This window comes from Anaerofustis butyriciformans (genome assembly GCF_036289385.1).
GTDB lineage: Bacteria > Bacillota > Clostridia > Eubacteriales > Anaerofustaceae > Anaerofustis > Anaerofustis butyriciformans.
Map to the genome: position 1 here is coordinate 49,473 of NZ_JAYFFH010000005.1, position 25,564 is coordinate 75,036.

Annotated in this window: 24 protein-coding genes and 1 pseudogene; 23 read left to right on the forward strand and 2 right to left on the reverse strand. The window is 29.0% G+C overall.

What is annotated here, in order from left to right; all coding sequences use genetic code 11:
- From truB to V2W16_RS07655, 5 genes are all read left to right on the forward strand, one after another.
- The gene (gene truB / locus V2W16_RS07635) at nt 1-915 is read left to right on the forward strand and encodes a tRNA pseudouridine(55) synthase TruB (protein WP_329383875.1); all 915 of its coding nucleotides are present in this window, start codon (nt 1-3) and stop codon (nt 913-915) included.
- Complete coding sequence (locus tag V2W16_RS07640) at nt 915-1,829, forward strand: bifunctional riboflavin kinase/FAD synthetase (RefSeq protein WP_329383877.1); 915 nt, start codon at nt 915-917, stop codon at nt 1,827-1,829. The genes truB and V2W16_RS07640 overlap by 1 nt, the downstream gene beginning before the upstream one ends.
- Before the next feature lie 148 nt (nt 1,830-1,977).
- Nucleotides 1,978-2,751 (forward strand): transporter substrate-binding domain-containing protein, encoded by a 774-nt coding sequence (locus V2W16_RS07645; protein ID WP_425353957.1) that lies wholly within the window; start codon nt 1,978-1,980, stop codon nt 2,749-2,751.
- A 27-nt stretch (nt 2,752-2,778) separates the two neighbouring features.
- On the forward strand, nt 2,779-3,447 hold the full coding sequence (locus V2W16_RS07650; RefSeq protein ID WP_207669791.1) for an amino acid ABC transporter permease: 669 nt from the start codon (nt 2,779-2,781) through the stop codon (nt 3,445-3,447).
- Nucleotides 3,440-4,168: an amino acid ABC transporter ATP-binding protein gene (locus V2W16_RS07655; RefSeq protein WP_138268785.1), complete on the forward strand. Its 729-nt coding sequence runs from the start codon at nt 3,440-3,442 to the stop codon at nt 4,166-4,168. Before V2W16_RS07650 ends, V2W16_RS07655 begins: the two co-directional genes overlap by 8 nt.
- Before the next feature lie 136 nt (nt 4,169-4,304).
- Here V2W16_RS07655 and trxA read toward each other — a convergent pair whose 3' ends face one another.
- Nucleotides 4,305-4,631: a thioredoxin gene (gene trxA, locus V2W16_RS07660; protein ID WP_138268784.1), complete on the reverse strand. Its 327-nt coding sequence runs from the start codon at nt 4,629-4,631 to the stop codon at nt 4,305-4,307.
- A 157-nt stretch (nt 4,632-4,788) separates the two neighbouring features.
- On the opposite strand from trxA, the gene V2W16_RS07665 reads away from it, so the two are divergent.
- The 8 genes and pseudogenes from V2W16_RS07665 (at nt 4,789) to thrB (ending at nt 12,342) form a co-directional block, all read left to right on the forward strand.
- The gene (locus tag V2W16_RS07665; RefSeq protein ID WP_329383886.1) at nt 4,789-6,165 is read left to right on the forward strand and encodes an aminotransferase class I/II-fold pyridoxal phosphate-dependent enzyme; all 1,377 of its coding nucleotides are present in this window, start codon (nt 4,789-4,791) and stop codon (nt 6,163-6,165) included.
- Nucleotides 6,165-6,827, forward strand: a pseudogene (locus V2W16_RS07670) (dTMP kinase); the annotation flags it as partial. The gene V2W16_RS07665 and the pseudogene V2W16_RS07670, both read left to right, overlap by 1 nt.
- A 24-nt stretch (nt 6,828-6,851) precedes the next feature.
- Nucleotides 6,852-7,181, forward strand: a complete 330-nt coding sequence (locus tag V2W16_RS07675; protein WP_171020594.1) for a cyclic-di-AMP receptor — start codon at nt 6,852-6,854, stop codon at nt 7,179-7,181.
- 2 nt (nt 7,182-7,183) lie between these two features.
- Nucleotides 7,184-8,053, forward strand: coding sequence for a hypothetical protein (locus tag V2W16_RS07680; RefSeq protein WP_138268781.1), 870 nt, complete (start codon nt 7,184-7,186; stop codon nt 8,051-8,053).
- The gene (locus V2W16_RS07685; protein ID WP_329383892.1) at nt 8,053-8,982 is read left to right on the forward strand and encodes a PSP1 domain-containing protein; all 930 of its coding nucleotides are present in this window, start codon (nt 8,053-8,055) and stop codon (nt 8,980-8,982) included. Before V2W16_RS07680 ends, V2W16_RS07685 begins: the two co-directional genes overlap by 1 nt.
- Before the next feature lie 12 nt (nt 8,983-8,994).
- A complete protein-coding gene (locus tag V2W16_RS07690; RefSeq protein ID WP_243112218.1) occupies nt 8,995-9,972 on the forward strand; it encodes a PTS sugar transporter subunit IIC in 978 nt (325 codons plus the stop codon).
- A 10-nt stretch (nt 9,973-9,982) separates the two neighbouring features.
- The gene (gene thrC / locus V2W16_RS07695; protein WP_329383896.1) at nt 9,983-11,473 is read left to right on the forward strand and encodes a threonine synthase; all 1,491 of its coding nucleotides are present in this window, start codon (nt 9,983-9,985) and stop codon (nt 11,471-11,473) included.
- Nucleotides 11,473-12,342, forward strand: coding sequence for a homoserine kinase (thrB, locus tag V2W16_RS07700; RefSeq protein ID WP_138268778.1), 870 nt, complete (start codon nt 11,473-11,475; stop codon nt 12,340-12,342). The genes thrC and thrB overlap by 1 nt, the downstream gene beginning before the upstream one ends.
- A 27-nt stretch (nt 12,343-12,369) precedes the next feature.
- Here the strand turns inward: thrB and V2W16_RS07705 are convergent, their stop codons facing one another.
- Nucleotides 12,370-14,280 carry an NAD(+) synthase gene (locus V2W16_RS07705; RefSeq protein WP_329383900.1) on the reverse strand — a complete coding sequence of 637 codons (1,911 nt, stop codon included), beginning with the start codon at nt 14,278-14,280 and terminating at the stop codon, nt 12,370-12,372.
- A gap of 202 nt (nt 14,281-14,482) precedes the next feature.
- Between V2W16_RS07705 and V2W16_RS07710 the strand changes: the two genes are divergently transcribed.
- The 10 genes from V2W16_RS07710 (at nt 14,483) to V2W16_RS07755 (ending at nt 25,562) form a co-directional block, all read left to right on the forward strand.
- Nucleotides 14,483-16,309: a polysaccharide biosynthesis protein gene (locus V2W16_RS07710; protein WP_425353958.1), complete on the forward strand. Its 1,827-nt coding sequence runs from the start codon at nt 14,483-14,485 to the stop codon at nt 16,307-16,309.
- A gap of 121 nt (nt 16,310-16,430) precedes the next feature.
- Entirely contained in the window at nt 16,431-17,720 is a 1,290-nt protein-coding gene (locus V2W16_RS07715) for a hypothetical protein (protein ID WP_329383903.1), read from the forward strand.
- Between the two features lie 66 nt (nt 17,721-17,786).
- A complete protein-coding gene (locus V2W16_RS07720) occupies nt 17,787-18,938 on the forward strand; it encodes an aminotransferase class I/II-fold pyridoxal phosphate-dependent enzyme (protein ID WP_329383906.1) in 1,152 nt (383 codons plus the stop codon).
- A gap of 2 nt (nt 18,939-18,940) precedes the next feature.
- Nucleotides 18,941-19,582 (forward strand): sugar transferase, encoded by a 642-nt coding sequence (locus V2W16_RS07725; protein ID WP_329383909.1) that lies wholly within the window; start codon nt 18,941-18,943, stop codon nt 19,580-19,582.
- On the forward strand, nt 19,582-20,208 hold the full coding sequence (locus V2W16_RS07730) for an acetyltransferase (protein WP_329383912.1): 627 nt from the start codon (nt 19,582-19,584) through the stop codon (nt 20,206-20,208). The genes V2W16_RS07725 and V2W16_RS07730 overlap by 1 nt, the downstream gene beginning before the upstream one ends.
- 3 nt (nt 20,209-20,211) lie before the next feature.
- Entirely contained in the window at nt 20,212-21,465 is a 1,254-nt protein-coding gene (locus tag V2W16_RS07735; protein ID WP_329383915.1) for a glycosyltransferase family 4 protein, read from the forward strand.
- Between the two features lie 15 nt (nt 21,466-21,480).
- The gene (locus tag V2W16_RS07740) at nt 21,481-22,794 is read left to right on the forward strand and encodes a nucleotide sugar dehydrogenase (RefSeq protein WP_329383918.1); all 1,314 of its coding nucleotides are present in this window, start codon (nt 21,481-21,483) and stop codon (nt 22,792-22,794) included.
- A 14-nt stretch (nt 22,795-22,808) separates the two neighbouring features.
- Nucleotides 22,809-23,882 carry a Gfo/Idh/MocA family protein gene (locus V2W16_RS07745; RefSeq protein ID WP_329383922.1) on the forward strand — a complete coding sequence of 358 codons (1,074 nt, stop codon included), beginning with the start codon at nt 22,809-22,811 and terminating at the stop codon, nt 23,880-23,882.
- Nucleotides 23,882-24,451 carry an acyltransferase gene (locus V2W16_RS07750; RefSeq protein WP_329383925.1) on the forward strand — a complete coding sequence of 190 codons (570 nt, stop codon included), beginning with the start codon at nt 23,882-23,884 and terminating at the stop codon, nt 24,449-24,451. The genes V2W16_RS07745 and V2W16_RS07750 overlap by 1 nt, the downstream gene beginning before the upstream one ends.
- Entirely contained in the window at nt 24,444-25,562 is a 1,119-nt protein-coding gene (locus tag V2W16_RS07755) for a glycosyltransferase (RefSeq protein WP_329383928.1), read from the forward strand. Before V2W16_RS07750 ends, V2W16_RS07755 begins: the two co-directional genes overlap by 8 nt.
- The last annotated feature ends 2 nt before the right edge of the window (nt 25,563-25,564 follow it).

The following is a 25,564-nucleotide window of genomic DNA, read 5'->3' on the forward strand; positions in this document are numbered from 1 at the left end:
TTGATAAACGGTGTAATTTGCATTAACAAGGAGCAAAACATGACAAGTCATGATGTTTGCTTTAAGGTAAGAAAGATTCTTGGCGAAAAAAAAATCGGACATAGTGGTACACTTGATCCTATGGCAACTGGAGTAATGGGAGTACTTGTAGGTAGAAGCACAAAACTTTCCAGTTATATTACTGCTTTTGAAAAAGAATATATTGCAAAGATAGAATTTGGAAAAGAAAGCGACAGTTATGATATATGGACCGCTACAAGAGAAGTTTCTCTTCCAAATTTTTCATTGGATGAGTTTGTTTTTGCTATTAATAAGTTTAAAGGCAAAATAACTCAGACTCCTCCTATATATTCTGCCATAAAAGTAAAAGGAAAACCTTTATATAAATATGCATTGGAGGGAAAGGATGTTGAAATTCCATCCAGAGAAGTTTATATAAATGATATTGAAGTTGTAGATACCGATTTGCCAAGATATGCTACCATAAAAGTTTCCTGTTCAAAAGGGACTTATATAAGAAGTTTAATAAGCGATATAGGTAAGGAACTTGGAACAAGAGCTGTTATGAGTGGTCTTATAAGAACAAAGAACGGAGCGCTAAATATAGAAAACAGTGTTACATTAAGTGAACTTGAAGAAAAAGTAGTTAGCGGTCGATTAAAAGATGTTTTGCAAGATGATGATTTGTTTTTAAAGGATTTAGAGAGAGTAGATATTAATCCAAAAAGCAGTAAAATCATATTAAACGGTAATGCTTTGATTAAAAAAAATATTTTAACAAATGTCAGTGAAATAAAAGAGAATTCATTGGTAAGGTTATATTTGGATGATAAGTTTATCGGTGTAGGCAAAAGAGTCGAAGAAGAAAACGTACTAATAAGACCAATTAAGATTTTATACGGGGAACAAAAATAATGAAAATATTTCATTCGTTTGGTGAAGCTGATAAAAAAGAAAAATTATCTATGGCCTTTGGTTATTTTGATGGAATACACTTGGGACATGAGAAAATTATAGAAGAAGAAGACAAAAGTTTAAAAAACTGCGTTGTTACATTTGACAAACACCCAATGGATTTAATAAATAAACAACAATCTCCTAAAAGACTTATGACTATGGATGAAAAAATAGAGTATTTGGCTAATATGGGAATTGATTATTTATTTATTATATCTTTTGACTATGATTTTATGAATTTAAAAGATACAGAATTTGTAAATCTTGTTTTAGATAATGTTAATATGCAAAAAATGAAAGTTGGTTTTAATTATCACTTTGGAAAAAACGGAAGCGGAAATAGTGAATTACTTAAAAAGCTTTCAAAGGAAAAAGGATTTGAAATTAAAGTCGTAGATGAATTTAAGATTGACAATGAAAGAGTTTGTTCTACTGCAATAAGAAATTATATAAAAGACGGTAATATACAAAAAGCCAATAAATTTTTAGGCAGACCTTATATGGTGGAAGGTATAGTTTGTGAAGGTAAACATCTTGGAAGACAGATAGGAATACCAACTGCAAATATTTTTCCAGATGAATTAAAAGTTATGCCAAAAAGAGGCGTTTATGTAAGTAGAGTTACAATAGATAACGAAGTCTTTTATGGAATAAGTAATGTAGGTGTAAATCCTACATTTAGAGAAACCCCAAGAGTAGAAACAAACATATTTGATTTCGATAGAGATATTTATGGCAAAAAAATCAAAGTAGAATTTTTAGAATTTGAAAGAGAAGAAAGAGCTTTTGATTCAATTGAAGAATTAAAAACGGCTATTCAAAAAAGTATACAGTTTGGTAAAAATTACGTAAAAAATAAACTTAATTATTAAATTTGTTTAATTAAATAAAGTAAATATAATTTATTTAATTTAAAAATTAAAAAAATTAGCTTTATTTTATAAAAGTATTTGGTATTTTTAACGTAATAAGTTATAATAGAACTAGTATTTTATCATTTTAGATTAAAGGAGGAAGAAAATGAAAAAAGGAAAAAAATTATTAGCATGCTTGTTAGTTGTAGGAATGCTTATAGGATTTACAGCTTGTGGATCTAAAGATGATTCTGCAAACGGAGAAAAAACTTATATAATTGCTACAGATACAACATTCGCACCATTTGAATTTACAGATGAAAACAATAATTTCACTGGTATTGATGTTGAGTTACTTGATGCAATAGCAAAAGATCAAGGTTTTAATTATGAACTTCAATCTTTAGGTTTTGATGCAGCAGTTGCAGCTTTAGAATCAAATCAAGCTGACGCAGTAATTGCAGGTATGAGTATAACAGATGAAAGAAAAGAAAAATATGACTTCTCTGAACCATATTATGATTCTGGTGTAGTTATGGCTGTTAAAGCTGATAATACAACAATCAAAAGCTATGAAGATTTAAAAGGTGAAACAGTAGCTTGTAAAACAGGTACAGAAGGTGCTACTTTTGCTGAATCTATAAAAGATAAATATGGTTTCGAAATTTCTTACTTTAAAGATTCTCCAAAAATGTACGAAGATGTTAAAACTGGAAATACTGTAGCTTGTTTTGAAGATTATCCTGTAATGGGTTATGGTATCTCTCAAGGTAACGGGTTAAAAATGGTAACAGACATGGAAAAAGGTTCTTCTTATGGTTTTGCTGTATTAAAAGGTAAAAATGCAGAACTAATTGAAATGTTCAATACAGGTTTAAAAAATATTAAAGATAGTGGAGAATATCAAAAAATATTAGATAAATATATTGCAGATAAATAGAAATAAAAAAATAGTTGGAGTGATTTAATGAATTTAATAGAGGTTTTTACTGAAGCAGCCCCATTACTTTTTGAAGGGTTTGCAATGACAATACAAATAACAATAATATCATTAATAATAGCGTTTTTCTTAGGGCTTATCTCTTGTATTATGGGGTTATCAAGTTTTAAACCTTTTAAAGCTATATCTAAATTTTATTTATGGATTATAAGAGGAACACCGCTTTTGGTACAATGTTTCTTTGTATACTTTAGTATTCCTCAGTTAATACAATCTTTTGGTATGGATTTTAGACTTACTGCTTATGCAGCCGGTTTAATAACTCTTTCTTTAAATGCCGGTGCATATATGTCTGAAATTTTTAGAGGAGGTATTCAAGCTGTTGATAAAGGTCAAATGGAAGCAGCGAGAAGTTTGGGTTTACCTAAAAGCAGAGCTATGATAAAGGTAATATTACCTCAAGCTATTAAAATATGTATTCCTTCTCTTGTAAATCAGTTTATTATTACTCTAAAGGATACATCTATTATTTCTGTTATTAGTTTAGGCGAGGTAGTATATCAAGCCAATATTTATATCGGAAGAACAATGAATTCATTTGCTACATGGACTATAGTAGGTATAATGTATTTGGTAGCGATTACTATACTTTCTATGATTTCTAATTACATTGAAAGGAGAGTAACCAATGAGTAAATTAAAAGTAACAGATCTACATAAATATTTTAAAAAGTTAGAAGTTTTAAAAGGAATAGATCTTGAAATAAAAGAAGGCGAAGTTGTTTGCATAATCGGTCCTTCCGGCTCAGGTAAAAGTACTTTTTTAAGATGTTTAAATCTTTTAGAAGTTCCAACTAAAGGTGAAATCGAAATTGACGGTAAGTTGATAACAGATAAGAAAAACGATATTAATAAAATGAGAGAAAATATTGGAATGGTATTCCAACAATTTAATCTTTTCCCTCATTTAACTGTTAAAAAAAATATTATGCTTGCTCCGGTAGATTTAAAATTAAAAACACCTGAAGAAGCAGAAAAAAAAGCTTTGGAACTTCTTGAAAGAGTAGGACTTGCTGAAAAAGCAGACGTATATCCTAAGAAACTTTCAGGTGGACAACAACAAAGAGTTGCTATAGCAAGAGCGCTTGCAATGGAGCCTGACATAATGATGTTTGATGAACCTACTTCTGCCCTTGACCCAGAAATGGTTGGGGAAGTTTTAAGTGTTATGAAAGAACTTGCTGCTCAAGGGATGACAATGGTAATTGTTACTCACGAAATAGGTTTTGCCAGAGAAGTAGCGGATAGGGTTATATTTATGGATGAAGGTATTATTATCGAACAAGGACCACCTTCAGAAGTAATCGGAAATCCTCAAAATCAAAGAACTAAAGACTTTTTAAACAAAGTTTTATAAAAAAAGAAGGAGATATCCTTCTTCTTTTTTTAGTATTTTTGAAATAAAAAATATATTAATTATTAATTTGTAATAACATTTATATAAAATAATAAAATATAAACTGTTATAAAAAAAGCACCTTATGGTGCTTTTTTTATAATGAATTGATTATTTCAACGTATTTTTCTTTTGGATATGCTCCCACTTCTCTTGCTACTTGTTCTCCGCCTTTAAAGAAGATAACTGTAGGAATGCTCATTACTCTAAACTGAATTGCAAGTTCTTGATTTGTATCAACATCAAGTTTACATACTTTAATTTTATTAGAATATTCTTCAGCAATTTCATCTATTGTTGGAGCAAGACCTCTGCATGGACCGCACCAAGTTGCCCAAAAATCAACCATAACAGGTTTATCACTATTTAAAACTTCAGTTTCAAAATTTTCATTTGTTATTGTCACGATATTTTGATTAGCCATAATAGACCTCCTTTATATTCATTATTTACATTTTATGATATTATATCACCTTATTATGAATATTTATATATTTTATTGAAATTAAATATTAATAATTAAATTTATCATTTTATTTTATGATATAATAATTTAAAATATATCAAAAGAAAAGGGTTGTATGAAAAAAGAACTTAATGAAAGAATAAGAACATATATACATAAAAATCCCGTAAGACTTCATATGCCGGGACATAAAGGAAGAGTAAATGATTTTTATTTAAAAGATTTAACAGAACTTTCATTTAATGATAATTTATTATCTCCAAGTGATGTTATTCTGAATTTACAAAATAAAATATCTGATATTTTTAATACAAAATATTCTTTTATTTTAGTAAATGGAAGCACAGGAGGGATTATAAGTTCCATTTTATATTCCTTAAAAGAAAATGATAAAATATTGATTCCAAGAAATAGTCATATTTCATCATATTATGGTTTATATTTAAGTGATGCTAATCCTATTTATATTTATCCAAAGAATAATGATATTGGAATAAGTGAAGAAGAATATATATCTGCATTAAATAAAAATAAAGATATAAAAGCAGTATTTATAACATATCCAAGTTATTTTGGATATTCAATTGATATAAAAAGTTTATGTAGAAGAATAAAAGAAATAAATAGAGAAATTATAATAATTGTAGATGAGGCTCATGGAGCGCACTTTTCTTTTAGTAAGGAATATCCTGCTTCAGCACTTACCGCACAGAGTGATATTGTAATTACATCTATGCATAAGACACTATCTGGATTAACTCAAACTTCACTTTTACATATAAACAGTGATATAATTGATATTCAAAGGTTGAAATTATTTTTCAAGATGACAACTTCAACATCTCCTTCATTTTTGTTTTTGCAAAGTGTAGAAGAAGCGGTATCCTTTGCAGAAGAAAAAGGAGAAAGTATATTAAGTCAAATAAAAGAATGGTATACTGGTGCAAAAAAAGAGATAGAAGAAAATACAAATTTTTATTTGGAAGAATTTAATAGTGATATTCATGATTATACAAAATTATGTATAGGTGTTGATAATACTGGTTTTGATGGTTATTCATTATCAGAAATACTGGAGAATAATTATGATATATTTACAGAATGTTCAACAGAAAAATATGTTTTGGTATATCTTGGACTGCTTAGTAAAAAAAGTGATATTGATAGTTTAATTAGTGCATTAAAAGATATCAATAAAACATATAAAACTAGTGTAAGCAAAAAAAGGGATATTATTTTTAAACATAATGAACCTATAATAAAATATTCTATGAGAAAAACTCTTTCTTTTGAAAAGGAAAGAGTGAAAATAGATGATAGTTTAGGGTGTGTAAGCTATGATTTTATAGTTCCTTATCCTCCAGGATATCCTATACTTACTCCGGGGGAAATAATTAATAAGGAAATAATAGATTATATAAAAGAAATAAAAGATAAACAAACGATTCTAGGAATAGAAAATGAATTTATAAATGTTATTAAGGAGAAATAATGGCTAAGGGAAAACTATTTGTAATAGAAGGGCTTGATGGAAGTGGAAAGCAAACACAAAGTGAACTTTTAGTTAAAAGACTAAAAGAAGAAGGATACAATGTTTTAAGGGCAAGTTATCCAAATTATGAAAGTGATTCTTCAGCTTTGGTGAAAATGTATTTGAACGGTGATTTTGGAAGTAATGCAGAAGATATAGATCCAAAAGTTGCTTCTACATTTTATGCCGTTGATAGATATGCAACATATAAAAAGGAATATGAAGAATTTTATAATAATGGTGGAATAATTATTGCAGATAGATATGTAACTTCAAATATGCTTCATCAAGGTTGTAAAATAAAAGATATAAAGAAAAGAGAAGAATTTTTAAATTGGCTGTTGGATTATGAATATAATATGTTTAAAATTCCTACTCCTGATAAAATATTTTTCTTGGATATTGACCCTAAAGTTTCTCAAAAACTTATAAAAGACAGAGATAATAAATTTACAAATGAGCATGAAAAAGATATTCACGAAAGTAATTTTGAATATTTAATGTCTGCTTATGAAAATGTAAATTTTCTTATAAAAAATTACGGTTTTGAAAGAATTGAATGTGTAGAGGATAATAAATTAAAAAGTATTGAAGAAATTAATAATGATTTATACAAAAGAATTAAAAATAATTTAGGAGGTAATACAATGAAATTAATAATAGCGATTGTTCAAAATGAAGATGCATTTATTTTATCGGATGCGCTTACAGATGAAGGTTACCAAGTAACTAAACTAAGTACAATGGGCGGATTTCTAAAACTAAAAAATGTTACATTGATGATAGGAACAGAAGATGAAAAGGTTGAAAGAGCTCTTGAAATAATGAAAAAAATATGTAAAAAAAGAGAACAGGTTGTTTCTACTCCTGTTGATGCTTCATTTATGGAAAGTCCTCTTACTACTTATTCTGCAAGCGTTGAAGTTGGAGGGGCAACTGTATTTATCTTAGATGTTGCCAGATTTGAAAAATATTAATTATGTTTGGTAATTTATTAAAAACCGAAAAAGATATTTTGTTAAATCATATAAATAATGATACTATGGCTCATGCCTATTTGTTTTATGGTGCAAAAGAAGAAATTTTAGATAATACTATATTAGAATTTTTAAAAACATTGTATTGTAAAAACAGTAGGTATTATTGTGATGAATGCGATGAGTGCTTAAAAATAAATACAAATAATAATATAGATATTACTCATATTTATAAAGACGGTGCAAGCATAAAAATAAAGCAGATAAGACAGATGCAGTATAAAGTTTCTCTTTCAAGCAGTGAATACAAATATAATATTTTTGTTGTTCATTGTGCTGATGCTATGACTGTTGAAGCCGCTAATGCATTTTTAAAAACATTGGAAGAGCCTGTAAAAGATACAATTATAATATTATCTTCTTCAAAAAAAGAAATGATTTTACCAACTATTCTTTCAAGGTGTATAGAAATAAAGGTAAATGACAGTAATGAAAATGCTACTCTTTCTGATGAAGAAAAAACATATTTGCTTGAAAATTTACTTTCTATATTTAAAGGAAATAACTTAAATAATGTAAATATTAGCAAAAAACTTGTAAAGGATAGAAATAAAGTTGAAAATTATGCAGTTTTTATAATGAAATTTTTATCAGATGTGTTAATATATAAGGAAAGCAACTTGGATATTACTTTTAATGAAGATAAAAATAATTATAAAAATTATGTTAAAGAAGTAAATAAACTTGTTACAAAACACAAATTAAAAAAAATCATTGATAAAATGTTAAACATAAACTTAATGATTAATTATAATGTTAATGCCTCATTGGCATTTTTAAGTTTATTTATGTATATTGAGGAGGATATTTAATGCAAAAAGTAGTGGGGGTAAGATTTAAACCCGCAGGTAAGATATATTATTTTGATCCTGAAAATATTTATTTAAAATTACAGGATAATGTTATTGTTGAAACAGCAAGAGGTCTCGAATATGGGACTGTTGCCGGTAAGGTTAAATATGTTGAAGATGAAGAAGTAACAAAACCTATAAAACCGGTAATAAGAAAAGCAACAGCAAAAGATACAAAAATTCACGAAGAAAATCTTGTTAAAGCTGAAAAAGCTTTGGAAATTTGTAAAAAAGAAATAGCTAAACAAGGTCTTGATATGAAGCTAATAAGAGCAGAATATACATTTAATGCTCAAAAGGTAATTTTTTATTTTACAGCAGACGGCAGAATTGATTTTAGAGAACTTGTAAAAAATTTAGCTGCTATATTTAGAATTAGAATTGAACTTAGACAAATAGGTGTAAGAGACGAATCCAAAATACTTGGAGGGCTTGGACCTTGTGGTTGTGAACTTTGTTGTAATAAATGGCTTGGAGAATTCCAACCTGTTTCAATAAAAATGGCAAAAGAACAAGGTTTATCTCTTAATCCTTCAAAAATTTCGGGAATATGCGGAAGACTTCTTTGTTGTCTTCAATATGAGCATAATTGCTATGAAGATGCTCTTTCAAGACTACCAAGAGTTTCTGATAAAGTTAAAACCGAAGATGGTGTTGGTACAATAGAAAGACTAAACGTATTAAAAGAAACTTTACTTGTTAAATTTGAAAATGATGGAGATATTGCTTTTAAAGAATATAAAAACGATGAAGTAAAAGTTTTAAAGAGAAAGAAAAAACATTGTAACAATAAAGAATGTGACAATAAAAATTGTCCTAATAATTCAAAACATGATGAAATAGAAGAACATTTGGATGAAGAGTTAAGAGCACTTGAAAGAGAAGATTAGGAGAAAAGACCTTTGAAAGATTTTTTTAAAAAATATTTTATTGATACACTGTCAAGTATGGCACTTGGACTGTTTTCTACTTTAATTATAGGAAGTATATTAAATCAAATAGGTGTTGTGTTTAATATAAGTTTTTTAACTGATACATTGTATCCGGCTTTAAAAACAATGACAGCACCTGTTATAGCAGTCAGTGTTTCATATGGACTTAAGGCTGATCCTCTTGTAATATTTGCATGTGGTGGTGCAGGGTTAATAGGAGGAGACCCTATAAGTGCTCTTCTTTGTGGGATAAGTGGTTCCGTGGTAGGTATGCTTATTTCAAAAAGGACAAGCATAGATATAATCGTAACTCCGATTGTTACAGTATTGGCGGCAGGTATAGTTGGATATTATGTAGGACCTATAATGCAGGATTTTATGGCATTTTTAGGTGATATAATAATGAAAGCCTGTGAACAAGAACCTTTTGTAATGGGGATTTTGGTAAGTGTAATTATGGGAATTATTTTAACACTTCCAATATCTTCCGCAGCTCTTGGTATAATGCTTAATTTATCAGGACTTGCTGCAGGTGCAGCGTGTGTGGGATGTGCTTGCCAAATGGTTGGTTTTGCGGTAATGAGTTTTAGAGAAAATAAAATTGAAGGTCTTATTTCACAAGGACTTGGGACAAGTATGCTCCAAATAGGCAACATTATGAAAAAGCCTGTGCTTTTCTTACCGCCTATAATTACAAGTGCAATTCTAGGGCCTGTGTCTACTGTTGTATTTAAAATGACAAATACAGCATATGGTGCGGGAATGGGAACAAGCGGACTTGTAGGTCAGTTTGGTATGATTGAAGCTATGGGAAGTTCAACCGGTGTTATTGCAATGATGATTTTAATGCATTTTGTTCTTCCGGCTTTTATAACCCTTGTAATAAGTGAAATATTTAGAAAGAAAAATATCATCAAACCAGGTGATTTAAAATTAGATTTAAAATAGGAGAATTGGTATGGAAAAATTATTTAACAGTACAAGAGACAAAAACAATAAGCTTACACCCTCAAAAGCTATAATAAAAGGTCTTAGTGATGATGGTGGTTTATTTGTTCCTGAATTTTTAGATGAAGTAAAATTTGATTATAAAGATTTTATAGGTAAATCTTACAATTACATAGCAAAAACAATTTTAGGTGCTTTTTTAGATTTTTCAAAGGAACAAATTGATTATTGTGTAGATAAGGCTTACAGTTTAGATAATTTTGAAAATGAAAATATTTTTAACGTTGTTGACGTTGAAGAAGGACTTTCTGTTCTTGAATTATTTACGGGAAATACAATTGCTTTTAAAGACTGCGCTCTTTCCATTTTACCTCTTTTATTAAATTGTGCAAAAGAAAATGTAAATGATAAAGATGATGTTCTTATTTTAACAGCTACAAGCGGGGACACAGGTAAAGCTGCTTTAGAAGGATTTCATGATATAGATGGTATTGATGTTATAGTTTACTATCCATATAAAGGGGTATCAAGACTTCAACTTCTTCAAATGCTTACTCAAAAAGGTAAGAATGTAAAAAGTTATGCAGTAAAAGGTAATTTTGATGATACTCAAAATGGTGTAAAAGAAATTTTTAATGATAGTGAATTTGCAAAGGAACTTGAAAAATACGGAGTAAAACTTTCTTCTGCAAACTCAATTAATATAGGAAGACTTCTTCCTCAAGTTGTTTATTATTATCATGCTTATGTAAGATTAATAGAACAAGGAAAAATTAAAGAAGGAGATAAAGTAAACTTTATAGTTCCAACAGGTAACTTTGGAAATATTTTAGCTGGATATTATGCTTATTTAACAGGTCTTCCTGTAAATAAATTGATATGTGCTTCAAATGACAATAATGTACTTTTTGATTTCTTCAAAACAGGTGTTTATGATAAAAATAGAGAATTTAAAAAGACAATTTCTCCTTCAATGGATATTTTAATTTCTTCAAACCTTGAAAGATTAATATATCATATGTATAACTCAGATGATAAAAAAGTAAAAGAACTTATGACTAAATTAAGTGAGGACGGAAAATATACAGTTGATAAAGAGTATATGGATAATGCTGACAATTTCATCGGAGGATACGCAAGTGAAGATGAAATAAGAGAAGCTATAAAATATGTTTATGAAAATGACAATTATTTAATGGATACTCATACTGCTGCAGGATATAAAGTATATAAAGATACAAAAGAAGATGATACATATTCTGTATTATTATCTACAGCGTCAGCTTATAAATTCTCTAAAGACGTATATCACTCAATTTTTGATGATGAAGTTAATGCAAGTGATGATGTTGAGTATATGTATAAATTAAACGAAAAAACAAATGTAAAAATCCCAAAAGCCGTTGATAATATCGAAAACTTCGAAAGAAGAGAAGAAGAAGTTATTACAAAAGAAGATATGAGAAATTCAATAATAAAATATATAGAAGGTAGAAAATAATGTTTGAAATAAAAGCTCCGGCTACAAGTGCCAATATATGTTGTGGATTTGATACATTTGGACTTGCAGTAACTTTATACAATACTTTTAAAGTAGAAAAAAGTGATAAATACATATTTGACGGAAGAGTAGAAGACATTAACAATACAAACAATCTTATTTTAACAAGTATGCTTACTGCTTGTAGATTTTTAGATAAAGAACCGGTTCCTGTAAAAGTTGATGTTTTTAGCGATGTTCCTTCAACTAGAGGACTAGGAAGCAGCGCGACTTGTGTTGTAGCAGGAATAATAATGGCATATAAAGTTCTTAATGTAGAGGTTGATATTGATGATGTGTTCAATATTGCCTCAAGTATAGAAGGACATCCCGATAATGTAGCTCCTTGTATTTTTGGAGGTACTACGCTTTCTTATAAACAAGATGATGAGTTTAAATATTATAAAATAAATGCAAATAAAAAATATAGGATATGTGCGTTTATTCCTCGTTTTAAGCTTTCAACAAAAAAAGCAAGAAATGTCCTTCCGGAAAAATATTCCAGAGAAGATGTTGTATTTAACATACAAAGAGCATCTTTACTTCCTCTTAGTTTAGAAAGAGGGGATAGTGAATTTGTTAAAGATGCACTTCAAGATAAAATTCATGAACCATATAGAAAAGATTTAATAAACGGATATGATGATGTGGTAAATTTAACTAAAAAATATGGTTTTGTGGGAACATATTTATCTGGTGCAGGTCCTACAATTATGGGTGTCTATGAAGGAAATATTGATCTTAAAAAATTAAGATTTGATTTAAGAAAATTAAAAGATAAATATGATTTATATCCTTTAAAGATTGATTTTAACGGTGTAAGATATTAAAAAAAGATGACTAAATGTCATCTTTTTTTATTCTTCCAACCAAGAAGAAAAATCTGCATCGCTTGGCATTCTAAAATCTCCTCTTGGACTTAAACTTACCGATCCAACTTTTGGAGCATCCGGTGTACATGAACGTTTAAATTGAGAAATGAAAAATCTTCTCATAAAGTTATTTAACCATTTTTCTATTACTTCATCCGAATATTTTTCTTTAAATGCTTGTTTTGCAAGGAAATGAAGTTTGTTTTTCTTTGCACCACATCTTATGAAGTTATATAAGAAGAAATCATGAAGTTCATAAGGACCAATGTTATCTTCTGTTTTTTGTTCTATCTTTCCGTCTTTTGTTGGTGGTAAAAGCTCAGGACTTATTGGTGTATCTAAAATATCAAGTAATATTTCTTTTGTTTTTTCATCGCTTATCATAGCAACTGTTCTTACCAAATGAGAAACCAATGTCTTTGGAACGCTTGCGTTTACTCCGTACATACTCATATGGTCACCGTTATATGTGCACCAGCCAAGTGCCATTTCGCTTAAATCTCCAGTACCAACTAATATTGCACCATTTTTGTTTGCCATGTCCATAAGAATTTGTGTTCTTTCTCTTGCTTGTGTATTTTCATATGTTATGTCATGTATATTTATATCATGTTCAATATCTTTCATGTGTAAAGTTGCTGCTTCTTTAATGCTTATTTCTTTTATGGTTACATTAAGAGATTTCATTAAGTCAAGTGCATTTGTATAAGTTCTATCAGTTGTTCCAAATCCGGGCATTGTAATACCAATTATATTTTCACTTGGAAGTTTTAAAAGTTTCATTGTTTCGCTTGCAACAAGTAAAGCTAATGTTGAATCAAGTCCTCCAGAAATTCCAACAACTAATTTTTTAAGTCCCGTATGTTCAAGTCTTTTAGCAAGTGCTGAGGATTGAATGCTAAATATTTCATTACATCTTTCAATTCTAAGATTTTCATCACTTGGAATAAACGGATGTGCGTCAACATATCTGTCAAAATCGGAAATATCATTATCAATAAAAGTTTTTTCAATAACATCATATTCCATATCGTATTCTCTTTTGTTATCATTAAAACTCATGTTTTGACGTCTTTGGAAATTAAGTTTTCCCATATCTACATATGCACATGTAAGTTCGTTTTCTCTTTCGAATCTTTTCCCTTTGTTTAATAGAATACCATTTTCTGCAATTACACTGCTTCCTCCGAAAAGTAAATCTGTTGTTGATTCATGAACGCCGGCAGAAACATACATATAACCACATAAGCATTTCGCACTTTGGGATACGATTAAGTTTGTTCTATATTCATCTTTCGAAACTACTTCATTGCTTGCAGATATATTTAAAATTAAATTTGCTCCGCTTAATGCAAGATTACTGCTTGGAGGGATAGGAACCCATAAGTCTTCACATACTTCTATTCCTACCGTTAGGTCTTCTCTTAGTTTAAATAGCATTTGACCAAAAGGAACTGTCTGATTTGCAATTTTTATTTCATCATAAACATCTCTTCCACTTGCAAACCATCTTTTTTCATAAAATTCATTATGAGTAGGTATATATTGTTTAGGTATTATTCCTAAAATTTCTCCTCTAAGCATTATTACAGCACAGTTATAAAGTGCATTTTTATATCTTACAGGCATTCCTACAACCAAAGCAATGTCAATCTCTTTTGTGTATTCTGTGATTTCATATAGTGCTTTTTCACATTGGTCTAAAAGTGTATCTTGGAAAAATAAATCTGCACATGTATATGCACTTATAGATAGTTCCGGTGTTATAAGAATTTTTACATTTTGTTCATTTGCTTTATCAATTAATTTGATTATTTGTTCTTTGTTATAATCGGGATTTGCAACCTTAACTTTAGGTACGCCAGTAGCGACTTTTATAAAACCATAATTATTCATAATTTTCTACCTTCTTAAATATTTAATAACAATTAATTATACCATAATATATAGAAAATGAAAATAATGTAGTTTTTTGATTTTTATTATAACTATCGAAAAAGCTCGAAGTTTGACAATTTTTTAGGTTCGTAGTATACTTTATGTCAAAGTTTATTTATGTAAAATCAATCATTTTTTATATTATTTGGGGAGAAAAAAATTGACGAAGAAAAAGAGATTAATAATTTTATTATTAATAGATGTATTAATAGTGTCATTTAGTATGATAATGTCACTTTTATTAAGGTTTGATTTATTTATTATACCTTCTAGATTTTTATATCCTGCACTAAGATTTTTACCACTTGATATTGTAATTGCAATAGTTGTTCTTGCTATTTTTAAAATGTACAATAGAGTTTGGACTTATGCATCGATGGATGAAGTTATTTCTGCTTTTAAGGCTGCTACGGTAATTGAACTTATTTACATTTTCTATCATGTTTACTTAGATGTTGGGATGCCAAGAAGTTACTATTTCTTTGATTTTACTTTTCTTTTTGTTCTAATTGCACTTTCTCGTTTATCTGTAAGAATTTATAAAGGCTTTATTATAAGAAAAAATAAGAGTGAGTTAAAAAGAAGAGTTATGATTATTGGTGCCGGTTCAGCAGGTTCTTTACTTATTAAAGAAATAAGAAACGGTATGAAGCATTATGAAGTAGTATGTATAATAGATGATAATGAAGAAAAGAAAGGTAAGTATATACATAATATTCCAATTGTAGGCGGAAGAGATGATATTTTATTTAACATTAATAAATATGATATTGATGAAATAATTATTGCAATGCCTTCAGCTTCTGTTGATACAATAAGGGATATAATAACAATATGTAATCAAACAAGTGTAAAACTTAAAATATTACCTGCAATTTCAAAAAGTCTTACTACCTCTTTAACACAAAAGGTTAGAGAAGTTAATTATGAAGACTTACTTGGGAGAGCTGCTGTAGATATAAAAAACAAAGAGCTTGGAAACTTTATTGACGGAAAGACTGTTATGGTTACCGGAGGCGGTGGTACTATAGGTTCTGAGCTTTGTAGACAAATTGCTGCCAATAAACCTGATAAGTTGCTTGTTGTGGATATATATGAAAATACGGCATATGAGCTTCAAATGGAACTTAAAAGAAAACATCCGGAAATTGATGTACGTGTACTTATTGCTTCTATTAGAGATTATGATAGAATGGAGTGTATATTTAAAAAATATAATCCTCAAATTGTCTATCATGCCGCTGCCCATAAACATGTTCCTTTAATGGAATATTCTCCTAATGAAGCTGTTAAAAATAACTGTAAAGGAACGTTAAATCTTGTTAAACTTGCAGATAAATATGAAGTTAAAAGATTTGTATTAATTTCTACTGACAAAGCTGTAAGACCTACAAACGTTATGGGTGCTACAAAAAGAATTTGTGAAAAAATTATACAAAGTTATAATAAAATTTCAAAAACAGAATTTGTTGCTGTAAGGTTTGGTAATGTACTTGGAAGTAATGGTTCGGTTATTCCTTTATTCTTAAAACAAATAGAAGAAGGGGGACCTGTTACTGTAACCCATAAAGAAGTTACAAGATTCTTTATGACTGTAAGAGAAGCTGTTTCTCTTGTAATTCAAGCGGGACTCCTTGCAAAAGGCGGCGAAATCTTTGTTCTTGATATGGGAAAACCTGTTAAAATTTATGATTTAGCGGTTAACTTGATTAAATTAAAAGGTTATGTTCCAAATGAAGATATTAAAATAGAAGTTGTTGGGTTAAGACCTGGAGAAAAAATGTATGAAGAAATTCTTATGGAAGAAGAAGGTCTTACAGGAACAAAAAATCATATGATTTATATTGCAAAACCTATTGATATAGATATAGATAAGTTTTTTGTTGATTTAGATAAACTTATCGATATTGCATATGAAAATAATGATAATATTAGAGAAGAAATTAAAAAACTTTGTCCTACATATAATGAAGCAAAAAATGATTAATGTAAGTATCTTAAAGTGATTTTTATCATTTTAAGATACTTTTTATTAATAAAAGATTAAAAATTTGTCAAAATATCATATTTAGGTGTATAATATGTATTTAGTAATAAGGAGAAAATCTGTGGATAGTATAAGTAAAAAAAGTAATTTATTTTTTAATATTATGCTAATCATTACAATGATTGTATTCGTACTTAGAAATACATTATTATCTGAGCTTGACAATGCTTTTAGTATAAGCTTTAATTTGTTGTGCCTTTTTTTGTGTATTGCCTTATTTTTATTTAATTATTCAAAAACGGTAGATACATTTAATTTAAAGAATATTATAAAAAATAACATTGTTATAATATTATATTTTATTATAAGACTTTTTACTTTTGTAATAAAAGGTTTCGATTTTACCACATTTAACAGTATTATGGTTGAATTTTTTCTTTTGGTTATATTTTTTAGAGGAATTAATTTTAATGGTAATAATCCAAAGAAAATATTGTATCCGTGTATGGTGATCATTACTGTTGTATGTGCATTTTTTGTTTTAAGGGCATTTTATTATATTGTAATAGGAAATAGTTTGTTTGATGCACTTTTAAAATCCCTTACTTTTAATATATCGGGAAGTATTTTCGATGTTAATCCAAACGATACAGGGGTTCTTGTTATGTTTGTATGTGCATTTTTACTTTCTTTTGTAGAGAAAAAAAATACATATATATACTTATTTTTAGCATCTCTTGTTTTATATTTACTTCTTTGCGGTTGTAGAAGTGCAAGTGTTGGAATAGTTGCTGTTTTAATATCGATGATTATTTATAAAAAATGTAAAAATATTAATTGTAATAAAATCATGCTTTCGATGATTATATTGTCATTTATGTATTTGATGAGTTTATTTACCTGTACAATGATAAATAAGGATACAATTGTTTTTACACCTTTTGAAAAAAGTTGGAATCATTATAGTTCAACAAGATATATGCTTGATAAGTATACTATTTTATCATTAAAAGATGATTTCCTTCTCGGATTTGGCTCTTTTGAATATACAGGAGAGAAAAGATATGAGTATTTAATGGAACATTTCCCTCAAGTTGTTGATGTTAGGCTTGGGGCAGATGCGAACTATGCAAACAAGTATAAAAGTTTAAATGCTCATAACGGATTTTTGGATTTTATTGCCGGAAACGGTATAATATGTTTGGCATTATTCTTATATTTTATTATAAGTAAAATAAAAAATATAGATGACAGAGTATGCAGGAAATATTATTTGCCGATTATTTTTATGATTGTCGTATCAAATTTTGAAAATACAATTTTAAATATAATTCCATTTATGTTTTTCTTGATACTTTTATTCATATCATGTATGGAACATGATAATCTTAATCTTGACAAATCAACTTAAAAGGAAAATTTTAAGTGTGGAAAATATAAAAAATAAAATATATAATGTTTTTAATAGGAGTTAGAAATGGAAAATAATGAAAGAATTTTTTTATCATCTCCTCATATGAGTGATGAAGGGTATGAACAAAAATATATTAAAGAGGCTTTTGATACAAACTGGATTGCTCCTCTTGGTGCAAATGTAAATAACTTTGAAAAAGAAATATGTGATGTTACAGGAGCAAAAGACGCTGCGGCGTTAGTTAGCGGAACATCAGCAATTCATCTTGCAATGAAACTTTTGGAAGTTAAAAAAGGTGATATTGTATTTTGCCAAAGTCTTACTTTCTCAGCAAGTGCTAATCCAATAATTTATGAAAATGCAACACCTGTTTTTATAGACAGTGATTTTGAAACTTGGAATATGAGCCCAAAAGCACTAAGAGAAGCTTTTGAAAAATATAAAAAACAAGGAATAAAACCAAAAGCTGTTATAGTTGTTCATCTATATGGTATTTGTGCTAATTTAGATGAAATAGTATCAATTTGTAAAGAATATGATGTTCCTTTGGTTGAAGATGCAGCTGAAAGTTTAGGTAGTATTTACAAAGGACAAATGACAGGAACTTTCGGTGACTATGGAATACTTTCTTTTAACGGAAATAAAATCATTACATCTTCAGGTGGAGGTATGCTTCTTGTGAATACTCCTGATAGTAGTGAAAAAGCAGCAAGAGCAAGATTTTTATCAACACAGGCAAGAGAAAATAAAAGATATTATTATCATAAAGAAGTAGGATATAACTACAGAATGAGTAATATTGTTGCTGGTATTGGAAGAGGTCAGCTTAAAGTTTTAAATAATAGAGTTGATAAGAAAAGAGAAATATATTTCCATTATAAAGATGCTTTCAAAGATATTAAAGAAATAAAAATGATGCCTATTGATGATGAAAATACAAGATGTAACTGCTGGTTATCTTCAATACTTATTGATGAAAAATCAAAAGTTAAACCTCTTGATATTATTTTAAAATTGGAAGAAAACAATATAGAAGCAAGACATATTTGGAATCCAATGCATAAACAACCATTCTTTGAAAAATATGATTATATTGATAACGGAGGAGTAGGAGAGTATATCTTTAATAACGGTGTATGTCTTCCATCTGATACAAAAATGATGAAAGAAGATATGCAAAGAGTAAGCGACATAATAAAGACTCTTTTTGAATAATTATGATTAGGAAAAGAACCTTTTACGACAAGTACATAAAAAGAATTATAGATTTTTTACTGTCTTTAATCGGGATAATTATTTTAAGTCCTGTTTTATTGATTGTTTCCATTATGGTAAGAACAAAATTAGGTTCTCCCATTTTATTTAAACAGGAAAGACCAGGGCTAAATGGTAAAATTTTTAAAATGTATAAATTTAGAACTATGACAAATGAGACTGATGAAAACGGAGAGCTTCTTCCTGATGAAGTTAGACTTACAAAATTCGGTAAATTCCTTAGATCATCAAGTCTTGATGAACTTCCGGAAATGTTTAATATATTAAAAGGAGATATGAGTATTGTAGGACCAAGACCTCTTTTGGTAAAATATCTTCCTTTATATAGTGAAAGACAATCTCACAGACATGATGTAAGACCGGGGCTTACAGGTTATGCACAAGTTAATGGAAGAAATGCAATAAGCTGGGAAGAAAAGTTTGAACTTGATATATTTTATGTAAACAATTCTTCTTTTATGGTGGATTTAATGATATTCTTTAAAACCATTAAAAAGGTTTTTGATAGAGAAGGAATAAGCAGTGGCACTTCTGTGACAATGGAAGAATTTAAAGGTTCAAGAGAAGCTGAAGAGGTTGTATAATGAATAAAGTTGTTGTAATAGGCGGCGGTGGACATGCTAAGGTTGTTATTGACATTATAAAGAAAAACGGTTATAAAGATGATGAAATAGCTGTTCTAGATGATAATTTGAATATAGGAACAAAAATTCTAAATGTAGAAGTAAAGGGAATGGTTAAAGATTGTATTCAATTTCCTAAAGATACAAAGTTTATTATTGCAATTGGAAATAATAAAGTAAGAGAAAAAATAGTAAGTGAATATAAACTTAACTATACATCATTTATTCATCCAAAAAGCATAATTGCTGAAGATGTAAAGATAGGTGATGGTTGTGTAGTAATGGCAGGAGCAGTAATAAACAGTGGTAGTGTAATATCAGATCATGTTATTGTTAATACGTCAGTTTCAATAGACCATGATAGCCAAATTGATGATTTTGCTCATCTTTCTCCCGGAGTTCATATGGGAGGAACTGTTAATATAGGTAAAAGAAGCTGGATTGGTGTAGGAAGCAGTGTAAAAAACAATATTACAATATGTGGAGATGTTACAGTTGGCGTAGGCAGTGTTGTAGTTAAAGATATAAAAGAAGAGGGGATTTACATAGGCAGTCCTGCGAGAAAATTAAACAAGTGTATGGAGTAATAAATGAAGATTTGGATTTTAAATCATTATGCTACAAATATGTATTTTGACGGACTTGGCAGACATCAAAGTTTTGCAAAATACTTAATAAAAAAAGGACATGAAGTAAAAATATTTTGTGCCAGTACAGTTCATAACAGCGATGAAGTTGTTGATCTTGATGGTAAACAATATATTGAAAAAAAAGGTATGGATAATGTTCCTTACATTTTTGTAGATACATCTATATATAAAGGTAACGGTGTTTCAAGAATAAAAAACATGTACTCTTATTACAAAAATGTAAAAAAAGTTGTAAGTGAATATATAAAAAAAGAAGGAAAACCTGATGTAATATATGCTTCATCTGTTCATCCTCTTGCACTTGTTGCGGGAATTAAATTAAAGAAAAAATTTAATATACCATGTATAAGTGAAATAAGAGATCTTTGGCCCGAAAGTCTTGTAGAATATGGTATAATAAATAGAAATAGTTTTATTGCAAAGGTTCTTTATAAGGGGGAGAAATGGATTTATAAAAAATCTGATGCCGTACTTTTTACAATTCCCGGTGGAGAAAAATATATTATTGATAGAAACTGGATATTAGATATTCCGTTAAGTAAAATATTTTATATAAATAACGGCGTTGACCTTGAAGAATTTGAATATAATAAACAAACTTATCAGTTAGATGATGAGGATTTAGAAAATGACGAAATATTTAAAATTGTATATGCTGGTTCAATCAGAGATGTAAATAATGTTGATGAAATATTGTCAATGGCAGATATCTATAAAGAAAAGGGAATAAACAATATTAAATTTATCATTTACGGAGATGGTCCAAGAAAAGAGCCTCTTGAACAACTAGCTTTAAAATTAAGACTTGACAATGTTGTATTTAAAGGGAGAGTAGAAAAGAAATATATTCCATTTATTCTTTCAAAAAGTAATCTTAATTTAATAAGTGGTATTTCAGGTAATATCGGTGCTTATGGCGTAAGTTGGAATAAACTGTTTGAATACATGGCAAGCGGTAAACCTATATGTGCAAATTATAATCTTGGAGATTTTAATTTAATAGAAGATAATAAAGTAGGAATATGTAAGAAGTATTCTGATTTAAAACAGTACTGTGACGATATAGAAAAAATTGTTTTAGATAAAGAAAATTATAATGAACTTTGTGAAAATGCGAAAAATGCAAGCATTGAGTTTAGTTTTGATAAATTAACCGATAAATTAATTGATGTGATAAATTATATTATTAAGTAAAGTAGGGTGAAACGTATGAAAAATGAACTTTTAAAGAAAATTGAAAACAGAGAAATAGTTGTAGGTGTTGTGGGCCTTGGATATGTAGGTCTTCCTCTTGCAGTTGAAAAGGCAAAAGCAGGATATAAAACAATAGGTTTTGACGTTCAAGCAAGCAAAGTACAAATGGTAAATGAAGCAAAAAACTATATTGGAGATGTTGTTGACAGCGATTTAAAAGAGCTTGTTGAATCTAAGATGTTATCTGCAACAACTGATTTTAGTTTTGTAAAAGATGTTGATTTTATCGCTATTTGTGTTCCAACACCTCTTGATAAACATCAACAACCTGATATTTCTTATGTAAAGAATTCAAGCATAGAAATAGCAAAATATTTAACAAAAGGTACAATGGTTGTATTGGAATCAACAACTTATCCTGGTACAACAGAAGAGCTTATTAAACCAATTTTGGAAGAAGGTTCCGGATTAAAATGTGGAGAAGATTTTTATTTAGGATTTTCTCCTGAAAGAGTTGACCCAGGTAACTTAATATATAAAACAAAGAATACACCTAAAGTTGTTGGTGCAATAGGTGAAGATGCAACTGAAGTAATTGCAAAAATGTATAGTTCAGTTTTAGAAGGTGATATTTATACTGTTTCATCTCCTGCTGTTGCAGAAATGGAAAAGATTCTTGAAAACACATATAGAAACATTAATATCGGTTTGGTAAACGAACTTGCAATGCTTTGTCATGAAATGGGAATAAGCTTATGGGAAGTAGTTGATGCTGCAAAAACAAAACCATATGGTTTCCAAGCTTTTTATCCAGGTCCAGGTCTTGGTGGACATTGTATTCCTCTTGATCCATATTATTTATCATGGAAAGCAAGAGAATATGGTTTTCATACATCAATGATTGAAAGTTCAATGATGATTAATGATAAAATGCCTGAATACTGTGTAGAAAGAGCAATGAAAATATTAAATAAACATGGAAAAGCTTTAAGCAAATCAAATGTACTTGTTCTTGGGGTTGCTTATAAACAAGATATTGACGATTACAGAGAATCTCCGGCAATAGATGTAATTGAAATACTTGAACAAAACGGTGCTAATACTGAGTTTTATGATCCATATATAAGTGAATACAAACACGAAGGAAAAGTAAAAAAAGGTATTGAAAAAATTGACGGAGAAATTATTTCTTCATATGATTTAATAGTAATAACTGCATCTCATAGCAATGTTGATTATGAAATGGTAAGTAAAAATGCTAAGGCAATTTTTGATACAAAAAATGCCATGAAAGAAATTGAAAACAGAGATAATATTGAAGTTTTATAATTAGGAGAATGAAAATGAAATATGCATTAATTGGTTGTGGAAGAATATCAACAAATCATATAAAAGCAGCCGTAAACAATAACTTGGAAATTGCCGCTGTTTGTGATATTTTAGATGAAAAAATGGAAGAGCTTCTTTCTAAACATGATTTACAAAATGATGAAAGTATAAAAAGATACAATGATTATAAAGTTATGGTTGAAGAAGTAAAGCCTGAGCTTGTTAGTATTGCAACAGAAAGTGGTTCTCATGCTGAAATAGCTTTATATTTAATAGATAAAGGAATAAACGTAATAATTGAAAAACCTATGGCGATGAGCATTAAAGATGCTGATGAAATAATAAAAAGATCAGAAGAAAAAGGTGTAAAAGTATCTGCTTGTCATCAAAACAGATTTAATATTGCCGTTCAAGAAATGAGAAAGGCCCTTGAAAGCGGAAGATTCGGTAAACTTTCTCATGGTTCAATTCATGTTAGATGGAACAGAAATAAAAATTATTATGAACAAGCACCATGGAGAGGAACATGGAAAGAAGACGGCGGAGCATTAATGAATCAATGCATTCATGGAATTGACTTGCTTAGATGGATGATGGGAGATGAAATCGAAGAAGTTTACGGAGTTACAAAGCAACAATTTCATGACTATCTTGAAGCCGAAGATGTTGGAATGGCTGTAGTGAAATTTAAAAACGGTGCAGTTGGAACAATAGAAGGAACAACAAACGTATATCCTAAAAACCTTGAAGAAACTTTATATTTATTCGGAGAAAAAGGAACTGTTAAACTTGGCGGAAAATCTACAAACAACATTGATGTTTGGGATTTTGCAGATGAAACAGATGAAGACAATAAAAATAAAGGTCTTGAAGAGCAAACAAGTAATGTTTACGGAAACGGGCATACATCTTTATTCAGAGATGTTATAGAAGCAATTGAACAAGACAGAAAACCTTATGTTGATGCAGTTGCAGGAAGAAATGCTCTTGAACTTGTTTTAAGTATATACAAATCACAAAAAGAAGGTAAAGCCGTAAAACTTCCTTTAGATGATTTTGCAAGTACTGATATGAAAGGTGAATTTTAATGAGTGAATATTTCGTTCATGAATCCAGCTATATAGATGAAGATGTCATAATTGGTAAAAATACCAAGATATGGCATTTTTGTCATATTCAAAAGGGTGCAAGAATAGGTGAAAACTGTTCTTTCGGTCAAAATGTTAATGTATCAAATAACGTAAAAATAGGTAATGGTTGTAAAGTTCAAAACAATGTATCAATATACGAAGGTGTAGAACTTAAAGATTATGTTTTTTGTGGCCCTTCAATGGTTTTTACAAATGATTTAACACCAAGAGCAAAATATCCAAAAGGACCGAGCGGTTATAAAAAAACATTACTTGATACAGGCTGTAGTATAGGTGCAAATGCGACAATCGTTTGTGGAAATAAAATCGGTAAATGGGCAATGATTGCATCCGGTGCTGTTGTAACAAAAGATGTGCCAGACCATGCTCTTTATGCAGGTGTTCCTGCAAGACAAATTGGATATGTATGTGAATGTGGAAATGTGCTAAATGAAGATTTGAAATGCAGTTGTGGAAGAGAGTATAAAAAAGAAAGTAATGGTCTTGTAAGGAGTAATGATGATTAAGGTTTGTCATATGACCAGCGCACATAAACCTACTGATATTAGAATTTTTGAAAAAGAATGTGTTTCTTTGGCAAAAAAAGAAGAATACGATGTGTATCTGGTTGCAAAAGGTGAAAGTTATCAAAGTAAAAATGTAAATATTGTAGGAATAGGTGAAATAAATAGAGGCAGAATATCAAGAATGCTTTTTACAGCTAAGGATATTTATAAAAAAGCTCTTGAAGTAGATGCTGATATATATCATTTTCATGACCCTGAGCTTCTTCCTTACGGTTTAAAATTAAAGAAAAAAGGTAAGAAGGTAATTTTTGACAGTCATGAAAATTACAGTGAACAAATAAAGGAAAAGTATTATATTCCAAAGATTTTAAGAGGATTTATTTCAAAAGTATTTAAAAGTTATGAAAGTAAAGTAACGAAAAAAATAGATGCTGTTATCTTTCCTTGTCCAATGTTTGGAAAGCATCCTTTTGAGGGTAGAAGTAAAAGGTGTGTTTATATAAATAATACTCCTATACTTGAAGAATTATATGATAAATACAATGAAAAAGATAAAGATTATTCTAAACCTGTTGTATGTTATGCCGGAGGGCTTAATGTAAACAGAGGAATAACAAAATTAATAGAAGGTAGCTATAAAGCCGGTGCTAAATTAATTCTTGGAGGAAATTTTGTTCCTGCTTCATATGGTGAAGAATTAAAGCAAAAGGAAGAATATAAATGTGTAGACTTTAGAGGATATTTAAATAGAGATGAAGTATTGAATATGTATGAAGAATCTACAATTGGCGCAAATGTTCTTTTAAATATTGGGCAGTATTCTGTTCTTTCAAATTTATCTACCAAGATATATGAATTTATGTCTATGGGGCTTCCTGTTATAAGTAATGATTATCCATACGCAAGAGAAGTAATGGAAGAATATAAATTTGGTTTAGTTGTTGATTCAAGTAACAGTGAGGAAATCGCAAATGCAATAAAGTATTTAAGTGAGAATCCTGATATTGCAAAACAAATGGGTGAAAACGGAAGAAAAGCAATTAAAGAACATTTTAATTGGAGTGTAGACGAAAAAGTTTTATATGATTTATATTTAGATATATTGGAATAGTG

Coding starts and splice junctions, on each gene's coding strand:
- thrC (WP_329383896.1), top strand. CDS start 9,983: ATGGAAAAATTATTTAACAGTACAAGAGACAAAAACAATAAGCTTACA.
- V2W16_RS07735 (WP_329383915.1), top strand. CDS start 20,212: ATGAAGATTTGGATTTTAAATCATTATGCTACAAATATGTATTTTGAC.
- V2W16_RS07680 (WP_138268781.1), top strand. CDS start 7,184: ATGTTTGGTAATTTATTAAAAACCGAAAAAGATATTTTGTTAAATCAT.
- V2W16_RS07725 (WP_329383909.1), top strand. CDS start 18,941: ATGATTAGGAAAAGAACCTTTTACGACAAGTACATAAAAAGAATTATA.
- V2W16_RS07740 (WP_329383918.1), top strand. CDS start 21,481: ATGAAAAATGAACTTTTAAAGAAAATTGAAAACAGAGAAATAGTTGTA.
- trxA (WP_138268784.1), bottom strand. CDS start 4,631: ATGGCTAATCAAAATATCGTGACAATAACAAATGAAAATTTTGAAACT.
- V2W16_RS07755 (WP_329383928.1), top strand. CDS start 24,444: ATGATTAAGGTTTGTCATATGACCAGCGCACATAAACCTACTGATATT.
- V2W16_RS07650 (WP_207669791.1), top strand. CDS start 2,779: ATGAATTTAATAGAGGTTTTTACTGAAGCAGCCCCATTACTTTTTGAA.
- V2W16_RS07665 (WP_329383886.1), top strand. CDS start 4,789: ATGAAAAAAGAACTTAATGAAAGAATAAGAACATATATACATAAAAAT.
- V2W16_RS07685 (WP_329383892.1), top strand. CDS start 8,053: ATGCAAAAAGTAGTGGGGGTAAGATTTAAACCCGCAGGTAAGATATAT.
- V2W16_RS07655 (WP_138268785.1), top strand. CDS start 3,440: ATGAGTAAATTAAAAGTAACAGATCTACATAAATATTTTAAAAAGTTA.
- V2W16_RS07720 (WP_329383906.1), top strand. CDS start 17,787: ATGGAAAATAATGAAAGAATTTTTTTATCATCTCCTCATATGAGTGAT.
- V2W16_RS07750 (WP_329383925.1), top strand. CDS start 23,882: ATGAGTGAATATTTCGTTCATGAATCCAGCTATATAGATGAAGATGTC.
- V2W16_RS07745 (WP_329383922.1), top strand. CDS start 22,809: ATGAAATATGCATTAATTGGTTGTGGAAGAATATCAACAAATCATATA.
- V2W16_RS07640 (WP_329383877.1), top strand. CDS start 915: ATGAAAATATTTCATTCGTTTGGTGAAGCTGATAAAAAAGAAAAATTA.
- V2W16_RS07705 (WP_329383900.1), bottom strand. CDS start 14,280: ATGAATAATTATGGTTTTATAAAAGTCGCTACTGGCGTACCTAAAGTT.
- thrB (WP_138268778.1), top strand. CDS start 11,473: ATGTTTGAAATAAAAGCTCCGGCTACAAGTGCCAATATATGTTGTGGA.
- V2W16_RS07645 (WP_425353957.1), top strand. CDS start 1,978: ATGAAAAAAGGAAAAAAATTATTAGCATGCTTGTTAGTTGTAGGAATG.
- V2W16_RS07730 (WP_329383912.1), top strand. CDS start 19,582: ATGAATAAAGTTGTTGTAATAGGCGGCGGTGGACATGCTAAGGTTGTT.
- V2W16_RS07675 (WP_171020594.1), top strand. CDS start 6,852: ATGAAATTAATAATAGCGATTGTTCAAAATGAAGATGCATTTATTTTA.